Source organism: Streptomyces sp. NPDC002853 (genome assembly GCF_053591915.1).
In genome coordinates this window covers 14,854-29,265 of sequence record NZ_JBSFUS010000011.1, presented here as the reverse complement: position 1 = coordinate 29,265, position 14,412 = coordinate 14,854, and the positions used below count along the sequence as shown (strand labels likewise).

The 14,412-nt window shown below is 70.7% G+C and carries 16 protein-coding genes; 8 read left to right on the top strand and 8 right to left on the bottom strand.

Annotated features, from left to right (window positions below; genetic code table 11):
- Positions 1 to 2: 2 nt before the first annotated feature.
- Together ACWD02_RS28975 and ACWD02_RS28970 are read right to left on the bottom strand one after the other, a co-directional pair.
- On the bottom strand, positions 3 to 218 hold the full coding sequence (locus ACWD02_RS28975; protein WP_451215419.1) for a hypothetical protein: 216 nt from the start codon (positions 216 to 218) through the stop codon (positions 3 to 5).
- A gap of 189 nt (positions 219 to 407) precedes the next feature.
- The gene (locus ACWD02_RS28970) at positions 408 to 797 is read right to left on the bottom strand and encodes a DUF3099 domain-containing protein (protein ID WP_451215417.1); all 390 of its coding nucleotides are present in this window, start codon (positions 795 to 797) and stop codon (positions 408 to 410) included.
- A 215-nt stretch (positions 798 to 1,012) separates the two neighbouring features.
- On the opposite strand from ACWD02_RS28970, the gene ACWD02_RS28965 reads away from it, so the two are divergent.
- Entirely contained in the window at positions 1,013 to 1,288 is a 276-nt protein-coding gene (locus ACWD02_RS28965; RefSeq protein ID WP_363207927.1) for a GlsB/YeaQ/YmgE family stress response membrane protein, read from the top strand.
- Between the two features lie 145 nt (positions 1,289 to 1,433).
- On the opposite strand, the gene tyrS is transcribed toward ACWD02_RS28965, so the two are convergent.
- From tyrS to ACWD02_RS28950, 3 genes are all read right to left on the bottom strand, one after another.
- Positions 1,434 to 2,702 (bottom strand): tyrosine--tRNA ligase, encoded by a 1,269-nt coding sequence (tyrS, locus tag ACWD02_RS28960; protein ID WP_451215414.1) that lies wholly within the window; start codon positions 2,700 to 2,702, stop codon positions 1,434 to 1,436.
- Between the two features lie 82 nt (positions 2,703 to 2,784).
- Positions 2,785 to 4,179: a metallopeptidase TldD-related protein gene (locus ACWD02_RS28955; RefSeq protein ID WP_451215412.1), complete on the bottom strand. Its 1,395-nt coding sequence runs from the start codon at positions 4,177 to 4,179 to the stop codon at positions 2,785 to 2,787.
- Positions 4,176 to 5,699 carry a TldD/PmbA family protein gene (locus tag ACWD02_RS28950; RefSeq protein WP_451215410.1) on the bottom strand — a complete coding sequence of 508 codons (1,524 nt, stop codon included), beginning with the start codon at positions 5,697 to 5,699 and terminating at the stop codon, positions 4,176 to 4,178. Before ACWD02_RS28950 ends, ACWD02_RS28955 begins: the two co-directional genes overlap by 4 nt.
- 185 nt (positions 5,700 to 5,884) lie before the next feature.
- On the opposite strand from ACWD02_RS28950, the gene fabG reads away from it, so the two are divergent.
- From fabG to ACWD02_RS28935, 3 genes are all read left to right on the top strand, one after another.
- Positions 5,885 to 6,604 carry a 3-oxoacyl-[acyl-carrier-protein] reductase gene (gene fabG, locus ACWD02_RS28945; protein ID WP_365827031.1) on the top strand — a complete coding sequence of 240 codons (720 nt, stop codon included), beginning with the start codon at positions 5,885 to 5,887 and terminating at the stop codon, positions 6,602 to 6,604.
- A gap of 5 nt (positions 6,605 to 6,609) precedes the next feature.
- Positions 6,610 to 7,371: an enoyl-ACP reductase FabI gene (fabI, locus tag ACWD02_RS28940; RefSeq protein WP_363207922.1), complete on the top strand. Its 762-nt coding sequence runs from the start codon at positions 6,610 to 6,612 to the stop codon at positions 7,369 to 7,371.
- A gap of 123 nt (positions 7,372 to 7,494) precedes the next feature.
- Entirely contained in the window at positions 7,495 to 7,851 is a 357-nt protein-coding gene (locus tag ACWD02_RS28935; RefSeq protein ID WP_451215407.1) for a hypothetical protein, read from the top strand.
- A gap of 30 nt (positions 7,852 to 7,881) precedes the next feature.
- On the opposite strand, the gene ACWD02_RS28930 is transcribed toward ACWD02_RS28935, so the two are convergent.
- On the bottom strand, positions 7,882 to 8,574 hold the full coding sequence (locus ACWD02_RS28930) for a FadR/GntR family transcriptional regulator (protein ID WP_451215405.1): 693 nt from the start codon (positions 8,572 to 8,574) through the stop codon (positions 7,882 to 7,884).
- A 111-nt stretch (positions 8,575 to 8,685) separates the two neighbouring features.
- On the opposite strand from ACWD02_RS28930, the gene ACWD02_RS28925 reads away from it, so the two are divergent.
- The 4 genes from ACWD02_RS28925 (at position 8,686) to ACWD02_RS28910 (ending at position 11,219) form a co-directional block, all read left to right on the top strand.
- Positions 8,686 to 9,990, top strand: coding sequence for a CynX/NimT family MFS transporter (locus tag ACWD02_RS28925; RefSeq protein WP_451215403.1), 1,305 nt, complete (start codon positions 8,686 to 8,688; stop codon positions 9,988 to 9,990).
- Between the two features lie 112 nt (positions 9,991 to 10,102).
- On the top strand, positions 10,103 to 10,219 hold the full coding sequence (locus tag ACWD02_RS28920) for an SGM_5486 family transporter-associated protein (protein ID WP_358853437.1): 117 nt from the start codon (positions 10,103 to 10,105) through the stop codon (positions 10,217 to 10,219).
- Between the two features lie 168 nt (positions 10,220 to 10,387).
- Complete coding sequence (locus ACWD02_RS28915) at positions 10,388 to 10,612, top strand: hypothetical protein (RefSeq protein WP_451215401.1); 225 nt, start codon at positions 10,388 to 10,390, stop codon at positions 10,610 to 10,612.
- 88 nt (positions 10,613 to 10,700) lie between these two features.
- Positions 10,701 to 11,219 carry a SixA phosphatase family protein gene (locus ACWD02_RS28910; protein ID WP_451215399.1) on the top strand — a complete coding sequence of 173 codons (519 nt, stop codon included), beginning with the start codon at positions 10,701 to 10,703 and terminating at the stop codon, positions 11,217 to 11,219.
- Between the two features lie 89 nt (positions 11,220 to 11,308).
- On the opposite strand, the gene serB is transcribed toward ACWD02_RS28910, so the two are convergent.
- Both serB and ACWD02_RS28900 read right to left on the bottom strand, forming a co-directional pair.
- Complete coding sequence (gene serB, locus ACWD02_RS28905) at positions 11,309 to 12,523, bottom strand: phosphoserine phosphatase SerB (protein WP_451215397.1); 1,215 nt, start codon at positions 12,521 to 12,523, stop codon at positions 11,309 to 11,311.
- Positions 12,524 to 12,641: 118 nt separating this feature from the next.
- Positions 12,642 to 14,402: a streptophobe family protein gene (locus ACWD02_RS28900; protein WP_451215395.1), complete on the bottom strand. Its 1,761-nt coding sequence runs from the start codon at positions 14,400 to 14,402 to the stop codon at positions 12,642 to 12,644.
- Positions 14,403 to 14,412: the final 10 nt, after the last annotated feature.

The following is a 14,412-nucleotide window of genomic DNA, read 5'->3' as shown; positions in this document are numbered from 1 at the left end:
CGCTAGCTCTCCGGGGCTTCCCACTCGGCGAGCGGCACGACGTCCTTCAACATGCTGCGTACGCCCAGGAATTGAGAGAGGTGCTCGCGGTGTTCCTCACAGGCGAGCCACGTCTTGCGGCGCTCCGGGGTGTGGATCTTCGGGTTGTTCCACGCCAGTACGTACACGGCGGCGGCGCGGCAGCCCTTGGCGGAACAGATCGGTGTTTCGTCGCTCACGAATGACGTCCAAGTGCGTTCAAAACAAGGCGACGCCGAGCAGCCACGGGGGGAGCTGCCCGGCGTCGGTCTGTCGCTCCGACGGGGGATGCGGAGCGCGTACGAAGTATGTCACGGGGGACCCGGTGCCTGGCACCGGAACCACATGATTGATCTGAGCTTTTCTTGAGCTTGGCGCAACGTCGACGGTCAGTTCTGCCGCCCTGACGGAGCGTTGGGCTCGCCCGGAACGGGGCCCGTGCCGGCTTCCGGGACGGGTTCCGTGGACTCGTCGCGCGGGGGCGGCGGCGCGAGCATCGGCCGGGACGGTGCCGGTACGAAGGTCGACGGCAGCGAAGGGATGTTCTCCCGCCCCGCGTTGGCGATCACGACGGAGATGTACGGCAGCAGGATGCCGAGCACCAGTGCGACGAGGGCGACATGCCGCTCGACGTTCCACAGCACCGCCGCGGCAATGACCGAAAGCGTACGGATCGACATCGAGATCACGTACCGCCGCTGCCTGCCCCGCACGTCGTCCGCGAGTCCCTGCCGGGCCCCTGTGATCCGGAAGACCTGGGCATCGCTCTGCTTCCGCATCACATTCCACCGCCTGCTCACAAGAAGCCGGGCGCTCCCCGGCCCGGACCCGGTCCACGTTACGCCGGGGCTGCGCAGCCTTCGAGACCGGGGCACGGTCCTTCTCGGTGTCCTGACTGCGTCATGCCACGTATGGGGGTGCCCGACATGCGCCGTATGGAGGATCGGTCGAGACTTGCCGTAATGCTCATGTTGAGCCGAATGAGGAGGCAGCTATGAGCTGGTTGTGGGCCATCGTCGTGGGATTCGTGCTGGGACTGATCGCCAAGGCGATCCTGCCCGGGAAGCAGCACAGTCCGCTCTGGCTGACCACGATCTTCGGCATCATCGGCGCGATCATCGGCAACTCGCTTGCCTCGGCGTTCGGCATCGATGACACCAAGGGCATCGACTGGGGTCGGCACGCCCTGCAGCTCGTGGCGGCGCTCGTCGTCGTGGGCGTCGGAGACATGGCGTACAAGATGATCAAGGGCAACAGGCAACGCGCCTGACCTGAGCGAACGCGGCACGCGAGAGGGGCCGGCCCCGACGGGCCGGCCCCGACGGGCCGGCCCCGACGGGCCGGCCCCGACGGGCCGGCCCCGACGGGCCGGCCCCGACGGGCCGGCCCCTCTGGCGCACACAGGGGAACGCGGGTCAGCCCGCCGTGACCTCGACGGCCGCCAGGTTCTTCTTGCCCCGGCGCAGCACGAGCCAGCGCCCGTGCAGAAGCTCGTCGCGGGACGGGACGGCGTCCTCGGAGGCGACCTTCGCGTTGTTCACGTAGGCACCGCCCTCCTTGACCGTGCGCCGCGCCGCCGACTTGCTCGCCACCAGGCCGACCTCCGCGAGGAGGTCCACCACCGGGCCGACCTCGGCGACCTGGACGCGCGGCAGCTCCGAGAGGGCTGCGCTCAGCGTCGCCTCGTCGAGGTCGCCGAGCTCACCCTGGCCGAAGAGCGCCTTGGACGCGGCGATGACGGCCGCGCACTGGTCGGCGCCGTGCACCAGCGTCGTCAGCTCCTCGGCGAGCGCGCGCTGGGCCGCACGGGCTTGCGGGCGCTCCTCGGTGAGCTTCTCGATCTCCTCCAGCTCCTCGCGGGACTTGAAGCTGAGGATGCGCATGTACGTCGAGACGTCCCGGTCGTCCACGTTCAGCCAGAACTGGTAGAACGCGTACGGCGTGGTCATCTGCGGGTCGAGCCAGACGGCGCCGCTCTCGGACTTGCCGAACTTGGTGCCGTCCGCCTTGACCATCAGCGGCGTGCCGACGGCGTGCACCGTGGCGTCCGGCTCCAGGCGGTGGATCAGGTCGATGCCCGCGGTGAGGTTGCCCCACTGGTCGCTGCCACCGGTCTGCAGCGTGCAGCCGTGGCGACGGTAGAGCTCCAGGAAGTCCATGCCCTGCAGGAGCTGGTAGCTGAACTCCGTGTACGAGATGCCCTCCTGGGACTCCAGGCGGCGGGCCACGGAGTCCTTGGTCAGCATCTTGTTCACGCGGAAGTGCTTGCCGATGTCCCGCAGGAACTCGATCGCGGACATCCCCGCGGTCCAGTCCAGGTTGTTGACCATCACCGCGGCGTTCTCGCCCTCGAAGGACAGGAACGGCTCGATCTGCGAGCGCAGCCGCGCCACCCAGTTCGCGACCGTCTCCGGGTCGTTCAGGGTGCGCTCGGCGGTCGGCCGCGGGTCACCGATCTGGCCCGTCGCGCCGCCGACGAGCGCCAGCGGGCGGTGGCCCGCCTGCTGGAGCCTGCGGACGGTGAGGACCTGCACCAGGTGCCCGACGTGCAGGCTGGCCGCGGTCGGGTCGAAGCCGCAATAGAACGTGACGGGGCCGTCCGCGAGCGCCTTGCGCAGTGCATCTTCGTCCGTGGACAGGGCGAAAAGTCCCCGCCACTTCAGCTCGTCGACGATGTCCGTCACGGTCTTGTGTCTCCTTGAAAGGTTTCTGGCCGGTCGAAGGGCTTCTGGCCGGTACCGGCTGGCACCGGCCAGTCTATGGGGGTCACACGCCTTGGCTGACCGAGCTCATGTTGAAGTCGGGGATGCGCAGGGCGGGCATCGCGGCCCTGGTGAACCAGTCGCCCCACTCCCTGGGCAGCGTCCTCTCCGTCCGCCCGGCCTCCGAGGCCCGCGAGAGCAGGTCCACCGGCGACTCGTTGAAACGGAAGTTGTTCACCTCGCCCACCACCTCGCCGTTCTCGACGAGATAGACGCCGTCCCGGGTGAGCCCGGTGAGCAGCAGGGTCGCCGGGTCGACCTCGCGGATGTACCAGAGGCAGGTCAGGAGAAGGCCCCGCTCCGTGCCCGCGACCATCTCCTCCAGGGTGCGGTCGGTACCGCCGTCCAGGATGAGGTTGTCGATGGCCGGCGCCACCGGAAGGCCGGTCAGGGCGGCGCTGTGCCGGGTGCTGGTCAGATGCGCCAGCTCGCCCGCGCGTACCCAGTCGGTCGCGGCCAGCGGAAGCCCGTTGTCGAAGACGGAGGAGTCACCGCCCGAGGCGTGCGCCAGGACGAACGGCGCGGACTGAAGGCCCGGCTCGTTCGGGTCGCTGCGCAGCGTCAGGGGCAGCTCGGCAAGCCGGTCGCCGACGCGGGTACCGCCGCCCGGCTTGGAGAACACCGTCCGGCCCTCGGCCGCGTCCCTGGCCGACGCCGACCACAGCTGGTAGATCAGCAGGTCCGCGACGGCGGTGGGCGGCAGCAGCGTCTCGTAGCGCCCCGCGGGCAGGTCGATGTGCCGCTGGGCCCACCCCAGGCGCTTGGCGAGCTCCGCGTCGAGGGCCGCCGGGTCGACGTCCTTGAAGTCCCGGGTCGCACGCCCCGCCCACGCCGACTTCGTGCGGTCGGGGGACTTCGCGTTGAGCTCCAGGGTGCCGTTGGGCTGGTCGTGCCGCAGGCGCAGGCCCGTCGACGTCCCCAGGTAGCTCGACACGAGCTCGTGGTTCGCGAAGCCGTACAGCTCGCGTCCGCCCGCGCGGGCGGTGGCGAACGCCTCGCCGAGCGCCGGGGCGAAGTCCGTGAAGACCGCGGAGGACGTTTCGAGGGGTGCGTCCCTGAAGTCCGCGGACTCCTTGCCTCCGGCCACCAGGGGCTGCGCGTCCTCGGCGGGACCCGCCCCGCGCGCGGCGTGCTCGGCGGCGCGGACCAGGGGCTCCAGTTCGGCGGCGGTCACCGCCGAGCGCGAGACGACGCCGGACGCGGTGCCTTCCTTGCCGTCGACGGTCGCGACGACGGTGAGGGTGCGGCCGCGGGTGACGCCGTTCGTGGTCAGGGCGTTGCCCGCCCAGCGCAGGTTCGCGGTCGAGTGCTCGTCGGCGATGACGACGCAGCCATCGGCGGTGGACAGTTCGAGAGCACGCTCGACGATCTCGTGCGGCTTGTTCGTACGAGGGCTCATCGACCCGCCTCCTGCGTGGTGTTCAGAATGTTCACGCCTCGGAACAGGGCCGAGGGGCAGCCGTGCGAGACCGCCGCGACCTGGCCCGGCTGGGCCTTGCCGCAGTTGAAGGCGCCGCCGAGCACATACGTCTGCGGGCCGCCGACCGCGGCCATCGAACCCCAGAAGTCGGTGGTCGTCGCCTGGTACGCGACATCGCGGAGCTGGCCGGTGATGCGGCCGTTCTCGATGCGGTAGAAGCGCTGTCCCGTGAACTGGAAGTTGTACCTCTGCATGTCGATCGACCAGGAACGGTCGCCGACGACGTAAATGCCCCGGTCCACGCCCGCGATCAGATCCTCCGTGCCGAGCCCGCCCGGATCCGGCTGGAGCGAGACGTTCGCCATGCGCTGCACCGGCACATGGCCGGGGGAGTCCGCGTACGCGCAGCCGTTGGACCGCTCGAAACCGGTGAGCTTCGCGATGCGCCGGTCCAGTTGGTAGCCGACCAGGGTGCCGTCCTTCACCAGGTCCCAGGACTGCCCGGCCACGCCCTCGTCGTCGTACCCGATGGTCGCGAGGCCGTGCTCGGCCGTCCTGTCACCCGTCACGTTCATGATCGACGAGCCGTACGCGAGCTTGCCGAGCTGGTCGAAGGTGGCGAACGACGTGCCCGCGTACGCGGCTTCGTAGCCGAGCGCGCGGTCCAGCTCCGTGGCGTGGCCGATGGACTCGTGGATGGTCAGCCAGAGGTTCGAGGGATCGACCACGAGGTCGTACGAGCCGGCCTCCACGCTCGGCGCCCGCATCTTCTCGGCGAGGTGCTCCGGGATGCGCGCGAGCTCGGCGTCCCAGTCCCAGCCGGTCCCGGTGAGGTACTCCCAGCCGCGCCCGACCGGCGGCGCGATGGTCCGCATCGAGTCGAACTCGCCGCTCGTCCCGTCGACCGCGACCGCGGTGAGCTGCGGGTGCAGCCTGACCCGCTGCTGCGTGGTCACCGTTCCCGCCGTGTCCGCGTAGAACTTGTTCTCGTGCACGGTGAGCAGCGAGGCGTCGACGTGCGAGACGCCGTCGGCGGCGAGCAGACGCGAGCTCCACTCGGCGAGCAGCCCGCTCTTGTCCTCGTCCGGCACGGAGAAGGGGTCGATCTCGTACGCGGACACCCAGGTCCTGTCGGCGTGCACGGGCTCACTCGCGAGCTCCACGCGCTCGTCCGACCCCGCGGCCCTGATGACCTTCGCCGAGAGCTTGGCCATCGCCACGGCCTGGGACGCGACCTTCGCCGCCGCGTCCATCGTCAGATCCACGCCCGAGGCGAACCCCCAGGTGCCGCCGTGCACGACACGGACCGCGTAGCCCAGGTCCGTGGTGTCCGACGTGCCGGCCGGCCTGGCGTCCCGCAGCCGCCAGGACGCGCTGCGCACCCGCTCGAGGCGGAAGTCCGCGTGGTCCGCGCCCAGCGCACGCGCGCGGGCGAGCGCGGCGTCGGCGAGAGCCCTGAGCGGCAGTGCCGTGAAGGCTTCATCGATGGAATGAGGCACGGGTGTCTCCCTGCTGTCGGCACCGGTCGCTCAGATCATGTCGCGCGTGAGGGCCCGGCGGCCAGAGATTTCTGTAGGGACCCGACAGTGAGTCCGGTACGCCACTGTCGGTCGTCGATTCTCCGTATGGAGCACGGTACCGATAGGTTTTCGAGGTACCAGACCGCTATCGAAAGGGTGATCCGTTGAGCCGCTCGGTTCTCGTCACCGGAGGAAACCGGGGCATCGGCCTCGCCATCGCCCGCGTCTTCGCCGACGCCGGCGACAAGGTCGCGATCACCTACCGCTCGGGTGAACCGCCCCAGGCCCTCACGGAGCTCGGAGTCCTCGCCGTCAAGTGCGACATCACTGACGCCGAGCAGGTGGAGCAGGCCTACAAGGAGATCGAGGAGAAGCACGGTCCGGTGGAGATCCTGGTGGCCAACGCCGGGATCACCAAGGACCAGCTCCTCATGCGGATGTCCGAGGAGGACTTCACGTCCGTCCTCGACACCAACCTCACGGGCACCTTCCGTGTCGTGAAGCGCGCCAACCGCGGCATGCTGCGCGCCAAGAAGGGCCGCGTCGTGCTGATCTCCTCGGTCGTCGGCCTGATGGGCGGCCCGGGGCAGGCGAACTACGCCGCCTCCAAGGCGGGCCTGGTCGGTTTCGCGCGCTCGCTCGCCCGTGAGCTCGGTTCGCGCAACCTCACTTTCAACGTCGTGGCGCCCGGTTTCGTCGACACCGACATGACCAAGGCGCTGACCGACGAGCAGCGGTCGAACATCATGGCGCAGGTGCCGCTCGGCCGTTACGCGCAGCCCGAGGAGATCGCCGCCGCGGTGAAGTTCCTCGCCTCGGACGACGCGTCGTACATCACTGGAGCCGTCATCCCCGTTGACGGCGGATTGGGCATGGGTCACTGATCACCATGAGCGGAATTCTCGACGGCAAGAAGATTTTGATCACGGGCGTTCTGATGGAGTCCTCCATCGCGTTCCACGCGGCCAAGGTCGCGCAGGAGCAGGGCGCCGAGATCATCCTCACCGCCTTCCCGCGCCCCACGCTCACCGAGCGCATCGCCAAGAAGCTGCCCAAGCCCGCCAAGGTCATCGAGCTCGACGTGACCAACCAGGAGCACCTCGACCGGCTCGCGGGCCTGGTCAAGGACGAGCTCGGCGGCCTCGACGGCATCGTGCACTCCATCGGCTTCGCCCCGCAGGGTGCCTTCAACTTCCTCGAGGCGACCTTCGAGGACGTGGCGACGGCGATGCACGTCTCGGCGTTCTCCCTGAAGTCGCTCACCATGGCGTGCCGTCCGCTGATGCCCAACGGCGGCTCCGTCGTGGGGCTGACCTTCGACGCGCAGTTCGCCTGGCCGAAGTACGACTGGATGGGCCCGGCCAAGGCCGCCCTCGAGGCCACGAGCCGCTACCTCGCCCGCGACCTGGGCAAGGAGAACATCCGCTGCAACATGATCTCGGCGGGTCCGATCGGCTCCATGGCCGCCAAGTCCATCCCGGGCTTCGCCGACCTCGCCGACGTGTGGAACACCCGTTCCCCGCTGGACTGGGACATGGCCGACCCGGAGCCCGCGGGCCGCGGCATCGTCGCGCTGCTCTCGGACTTCTTCCCGAAGACGACCGGCGAGATCATCCACGTCGACGGCGGCGTGCACATGATGGGTGCCTGACGTCCGACCAGGCATTTCGTACGTTCCTGACGCCCCGTCCCCCGCACCGCGCGGGAGGCGGGGCGTCGCCCGTTCGGCCCACTGACCGGGCGAGGTCGGGGCAAGGCCGCGCACCCTGAAGTGATGCGCCCGTCACCTCCTGCGGTGCTCGCCGCTCTCACCCTGCTGATCGCCCTGTCGTACGGCGCCGCCTCACACGCCGTCGGAGGAGCGAAGCCTCCACGCGCGCGCGTGGAGGCCGCCGAACCGCGGCCCTTCGGCGCGGAGTGCCGCACCAGCGTCGAGGGCTCGGACGCCGTCGTGCACTGCCACAACCCGTACCCCGAGACCGACCGGGTCCGGCTGCACGTGGAGTGCGAACAGTGGTGGGACATCGACAGCGACGGCGTGTCCGTCGAGGCGGGGCCCGCGCAGACCGTGCGGCTCACGGGACGGTGCTGGAAGGAGATCCGGGCCGTCTGGGTCAGCCACGAGAGGTGACGGCCAGGGGCGCGCGAGACCCTCGGCGGGTCACGGCCGTGCGGGATCGTCGAACAGTTCCCTGCGGCACATGAAGGGGTAGCCCGCGGCCTCCTTGGCCGCCGCCTCCGCGTCCTTCTCGCGGATCGCGTCGACCAGCCGGGCGTGGTCCATGTGGCTCTCGGGGGTCAGCTCCTCGCCGATGTCCTCGCGCAGCCAGTCCACCATCACCTCGCCGAGGTCGGCGTACATCGCCGTCATCGCGTCGTTGTGCGACGCGGCCACCACGGCCAGGTGGAAGGTCGCGTCGGCCGCCACGAAGGCCTCGGCGTCACCCGACGCCCAGGCCGCCTCACGGCGCTCCAGGAGGGCGTCAAGCTGCTTGAGGTCGCGTTCCGTGCGGCGCTGCGCGGCCAGCTTCGCCGCGCTCGACTCCAGTGTGCTGCGCAGCTCCGCGATGTGCCGCGGGTCCGTCTCGGCGAACCTGCGCTGCATGACGCCGGCCAGTTCGCTGGTCGCGACCACGTAGGTGCCCGAGCCCTGGCGGATGTCGAGCAGGCCGTTGTGCGCGAGGGCGCGGACCGCCTCCCGGACGGTGTTGCGCGCCACGCCCAGCTGCTCGACCAGCTCGGGCTCGGTGGGGATGCGGGAACCGACCGGCCACTCGCCCGTGGAGATCTGGTTGCGCAGCTCGGCGATGACCTGCTCGGAGAGCGCCGATCGGTGAGGGGTGGTCAGCGGCATGACGTTCCTTCGTGCGCGGGATGACGGACGGGGCCGTGCGGGACGAGGTTACGGGCGATGTGACGCGAATGGATTGGACAGCCAATCATCCCATGATTCTATGATGGCTCCATGGCTAGTGAGGAAACCTCGACGATGACACCGACACCGACGACACCGATACGCACCGGCGCGGCCAACGGGGCAGCTGAGAAACAGCCCCCCACGCGCGCGTGGGCGACGCGTCTCGTCATGGTCGGCATCGTCCTGGCCGCCCTCAACCTCCGTCCGGCCATCACCAGCCTCGGCTCCCTCCTCGAAGAGGTGCGTGACGGGCTCGGCATGAGCGGCACGCTCGCCGGGCTGCTCACCTCCGTGCCGCCGCTCTGCTTCGCGGTCTTCGGAGTGATGGCACCGCGCCTCGCCCGCCGCTTCGGCCCCAGCGCGGTCGTCTGCGCGGGCATGGTCGCCATCGCCACGGGCCTGGCGATCCGCCCCTTCCTCGGCGGCACCGTCGGCTTCCTCGCCGCGAGCGCGCTCGCCCTCATGGGCATCGCGGTCAGCAACGTCCTGATGCCGGTGATCGTCAAGCGCTGGTTCCCCGACCGCGTCGGCTCGATGACCGGGCTCTACTCGATGGCGCTCGCCCTCGGCACCTCGCTGGCCGCGGCCATCACCGTGCCCATGACCGATGCGCTGGGCGGCAGTTGGCAGAACGGACTCGTGGTGTGGGCGGCGCTCGCCGTCGTCGCCGTCGTGCCGTGGGTGCCCCTGGTGCGGGACCGCAGCGCCGCGTCGGCCGCTCCGGAGCACGTCAGCTCCGAGGTGCGCCAGGAGGACGCGGGGCTGCGCATCACACGCAGCCGTACGGCATGGGCGCTGGCCTGCTTCTTCGGACTCCAGGCCACCGCCGCGTACATCACGATGGGCTGGATGCCGCAGATCTTCCGCGACGCCGGCGTTCCGGCGGGGGAGGCCGGCGTGCTCCTCGCCGTCACCATGGCGATGGGCGTGCCGCTGGCCTTCGTGATCCCGCGGGTCGCCACCCGGCTGCCGAACCAGGGCCCCGTGGTGGTCGTGCTCGGCGTCTGCGGTCTCGCCGGATACGCGGGCCTCTACCTCGCCCCCGAGGGCGGCGCCTGGGCCTGGGCCCTGCTGCTCGGCGTCTCCAACTGCGCCTTCCCGCTGGCCCTCACCATGGTCGGCATGCGGGCCAAGAGCAGCGTGGGCGTCGCCAAGCTCTCGGCGTTCGCGCAGAGCACGGGCTACCTGATCTCGATCCCGGGGCCGCTCCTGGTGGGCGTGCTCTACCAGCACAGCGGCGGCTGGGGGCTGCCGATCGCGCTCATGGCGGGCCTGATGGTGCCGCAGATCGTGGTGGGCATCCTGGCGGGCCGCAACCGCACGGTCGAGGACGAGGTCGCGGCGGCTGCCTGACCCCGGCCGGGGTTGCCCGGACCCCCGGCGGAGACTTCCGGGGAGACTCCCGCCGGAGTCTTCCCGGACCCCCGGCGGCGACCCCTCGGACAAAGGGTGCGAGACTCTCCCCATGCCAGTGCTCGACCCGAACCCCCAGAACGGCCAGAAGAAGCTGCTGCTCGTGCTCGGCGCGATGCTGGCCATCACCGTGATCATCGGCGTCATCGCCTCCATCGCCTCACCGTGAACTGACCCCGGCGGGGCCGATGGTGGGGCTAGCACCACCATCCCCTAGGGGGCCAGTGTCAGGGTCAAGTGGGTGGATCACCGGATGTGCTGAGGGTCGCCGAATCCGTACCTTCGAGATGTGCCCGCGAGGACGCGGCACGCAGGACTCGAAGATCACGGAGGCGCCATGTCGGCCCGTTCGCACACTCGGCGCCACCCGGGAGCCCCGCAGGATTCCGCGAGCGTCGAGATCCAGCTTCCGTGGTGGGCCATCGCCCTCCCCGCCATCGCCTTCGCGGCCCTGCTCCTGCTGATACTGAACCCCGCCGACGCACACGCCGCGAGCGGCGAGCCGGTGGTCTCGCACGTGCTCGAGCGCATCCAGGAGACCGTGTTCCGTTCGGCCCAGTGACCTGCCCCTGCCGGACGCCGTCACCCGTCGCGGGGGAGCACACCAACTCCCTGCGCCCGCTGGCGGGTTTCATGCGAAGCTGGGACGCATGAGCGTCGCAGAACCCCGCAGGATTGTCCTTTTCCGGCATGCGAAGGCCGACTGGCCGCAGGTGACCGACCACGAGCGGCCCCTCGCGGAGCGCGGCCGCAAGGATGCCCCCGTCGCCGGGCGCAAGCTCTCCGACAGCGGCATCCCTTTCGACCTGGCCCTCTGCTCGACCGCCGCCAGGACCCGCGAGACATGGAAGCTCGCCGTCCACGAACTGCCGCACCGGCCCAAGACCGTCTACGAGGAGCGGCTGTACGAAGCCTCTCCGGGCGAGCTGATCGCCGTGCTCAACGAAACCCCGGACGACGTACAGAACGTCGTACTGATCGGCCACAACCCCGGAGTGCAGGGGCTCGCCGACATCCTCGCGGGCAAGGCCGAGGGCGACTCGCGCACGCGGATGGACCGTCGCGGCTTCCCGACCGCCGCCTTCGCCGTCCTCACGTACTCCGGCTCATGGAAGGCCCTTGAGCCGGGCGTGGGAACCCTCGCCGACTATTGGGCGCCCTCCGACTGACCCCCTGACGCACATACACCGATGGCCCCCGTACCGCAGCGGAACGGGGGCCATCGGTGTAGGGCACGACGAGTGCCGTGGCTCGGACCTCAGTCCGTATGAGTGTCCGCGGCCTCGACCTCTTCACGGGTGACCCCGAGGAGGTAGAGCACGGTGTCGAGGAAGGGGACGTTCACCGCGGTGTGCGCGGCCTCCCGGACGACGGGCTTGGCGTTGAAGGCGACACCGAGCCCGGCCGCGTTCAGCATGTCGAGGTCGTTGGCGCCGTCGCCGATCGCGACGGTCTGCTCCAGCGGGACCCCGGCCTCGTCGGCGAAGCGGCGAAGGAGCCTGGCCTTGCCCGCGCGGTCCACGATCTCTCCGGTCACCTTGCCGGTGAGCTTGCCGTCGACGATCTCCAGGGTGTTGGCCTGGGCGAAGTCGAGGCCGAGACGTTCCTTCAGATCATCGGTCACCTGGGTGAACCCGCCCGAGACGACGCCCACTTGATAGCCGAGGCGCTTGAGCGTGCGGATGAGGGTGCGGGCGCCCGGGGTGAGGCGTACCTCCGAGCGGACCTTGTCGACGACCGAGGCGTCGAGCCCGGCGAGGAGCTCCACGCGGGCGTGCAGGGACTGCTCGAAGTCCAGCTCGCCGCGCATCGCGGCCTCGGTCACCTCGGCGACCTTGTCCTCGCACCCCGCGTGCGCCGCGAAGAGCTCGATCACCTCGTCCTGGATGAGGGTCGAGTCCACGTCCATCACGATGAGCCGCTGGGCGCGACGGTGCAGGCCCGCGGCGACGACGGCCACGTCCACGCCGAGCTTCGCTGCCTCCAGGGCGAGGGCGGTGCGCAGCGGCTCGGTCTCCGTGCCGGAGACGGCGAACTCCACCGCGGTGACGGGGTACTTGGCGAGCCGGAAGATGCGGTCGATGTTGCCGCCGGTCGCGGTGATGCTGGCGGCGATGGCGGCGGTCGACTCGGCGGTCAGCGGGTGACCGAGCACGGTGACGTGGGAGCGGCCGAGGCCACGCGGGCGGTTGTCACCGATGCCCGAGATGATCTCGGCCTGCATCTTCAGGGAGTCGGCCCAGCTGTGGACGGTGGACCGCAGGTCGCCCTCCAGGCCGGCCGGCGGCTCGGTCACGAGCGCGCACAGCACTATGCGGCCACGGGTGACGACCTGCTCGATGTCGACGACGTCGACGGAGTAGGCGGCGAGGGTGTCGAAGAGGCCTGCGGTGATTCCGGGACGGTCCTTGCCGAAGATCTTGACGAGGAGCGTGGGGACATCGGCGGGCTGCGGGGGCTGCGAAGCGCTCATGGTGAGGCCCACGGTATCCGGCGCCCCGCGGGGGCGTGCCGCCGGTCCGCTTGGCGGACACCTGTTCATCCGGGGGAGGGGCCGCTGTTCATCCGGGGCGAGGGGCCCCTTCGCCGGCCTACCGCCCCTGGCCGCCCCGAGGCCCCCGCGGCGGGGGTGGTGGGGGCGGCGGGGGAGGAGGCGGCGGCCAGTCGCCGTTGCCCGAGGAGCGAGGCCGTGGCTTCGGCTGCGGAGGCGGAGCGACCGGCCCGATGACCGTCGGCGACCCGGACACATCGCGCGGCGGCCGAAGGTAGGGGTTGGTGTCGGGGTTCGAGGGCCGGAAGGGCGCACCGGGACTGTACGGCCCGGCAGCCCCAGGAACACCGGCCCCAGGAACACCGGCCCCAGGAACACCAGGGCCAGGAACCCCCGCACCGGCCGCCACCTCAGCCGATGGCGCCATCCCAGGCACCGCCCCAGCCGCCTCCCCCGTAAGAGCAAGTGGCGAAACCCTGCTCCCCGCGGCTCCACTGGCCGCCGCGAGCAACGCCCCCACCGCCCCCGCACCGGCGCCCCATGCCGCACCCAGCAGCAACGCCATCCCCAGCTGTCCGTGCAGCTCGATCCCCGCCCCGAACGCGTCGAAGCCGAGCACCGACAGCGAGGCGTCCGCGGACACCCCCGTCAGCCACACCATCAACGGCAGCGCGAGTGCCGTAAGGACGCCGAGCCGCACCGCGCACTGCCCGGCGAACCGCAGGGCGCCCGTCTCGCCACGTGAGTAAGGAGTGCGGACCGCGGTGAGCACGCCCGCGAACAGGATCATCAGCGCCGCCGCGACCCCGAGGAGCCAGACCCTGCTGTCGAGTTCCGCGAGCCGCCCCAGCGTCACCGCCTCGTTCCCCGCGGCGCCCGAACCGGCCAGCAGGTCGTCCATCGGATCCGGCAGGAGCTTCGCCAGCTCGCCCGTCGCCTCGCCGTCCCACGGCACGAACAGCCCGACCGGCACCCCGAGCCACACCCCGTTCGGCGCCCCGAGCAGCGCGGCGCCCGCGATCCGCTTGGGGTTGGCGTCGCCGATCATCGCGTACAGCGCCGCCGCGAGCCCGGCGAGCACCGCCACGAGCGCCACCGTGACCAGCGCGGACGCGGCGGGCCGCACCACGCGGTGCACGGCGTCCCACCCGCGCGGCAGCGGCGTACGACGCGAGGCGAGCAGCGCGATCAGCAGGACGCCGATCACCCACACCGCGCCCCCGAGCAACGTCGGACCCGTGTCCACGGTGAAACCGACGGCTGCCTTCGCCTGTGCGAGATCGCCGAGCCGGTCGGGCAGCAGACCGCCGATGTCGCCGAGCCCGTCGGGAAGTTTGTCCGTGATGTCATCGGGGAGCTGGTCGACCCCCTCCTCGATGCCCTTGTCGATCCCCAGCTGCTCGCCGTCGATCGTGATGATGTCGTGACCCGCCCACGCGAGCCCCCCGAGCATCGCGAGAAAGAGGACGATCACCGCACTCGCGCGCGCGGCCAGTTCGGCCGGAGTGATCACAACTCCCGCCCCGCGCAAGGAACGTAGGAAAAAATACGCAAGGAGGAGCGCGCCGGCGAGCCCGACGCCCAGCAGCGCGACGTCGATCGCGGTGGTCGCCTCGGCGCCTTCGAGTCCGAACGCCGACACGTCACCGGACGGGGTGACCGAGCCACCCGCGCCGAGAGCCACCACGGCAGCCGTCATCGGCCCCAGGGACCCCACCGAGTCCGCGCCGAGGAGATGCAGGCCGAGCGCCGCCGTACCGGCCATCCCGACAAGAGCCCAGCTCACGGCGGCAATCGCGGAGAGCAGCACATCGCCCCACCGCACGCCCCGGCCTTCGGCCCGCTTCCCGCCGGTCTCCATCTGGACCCCC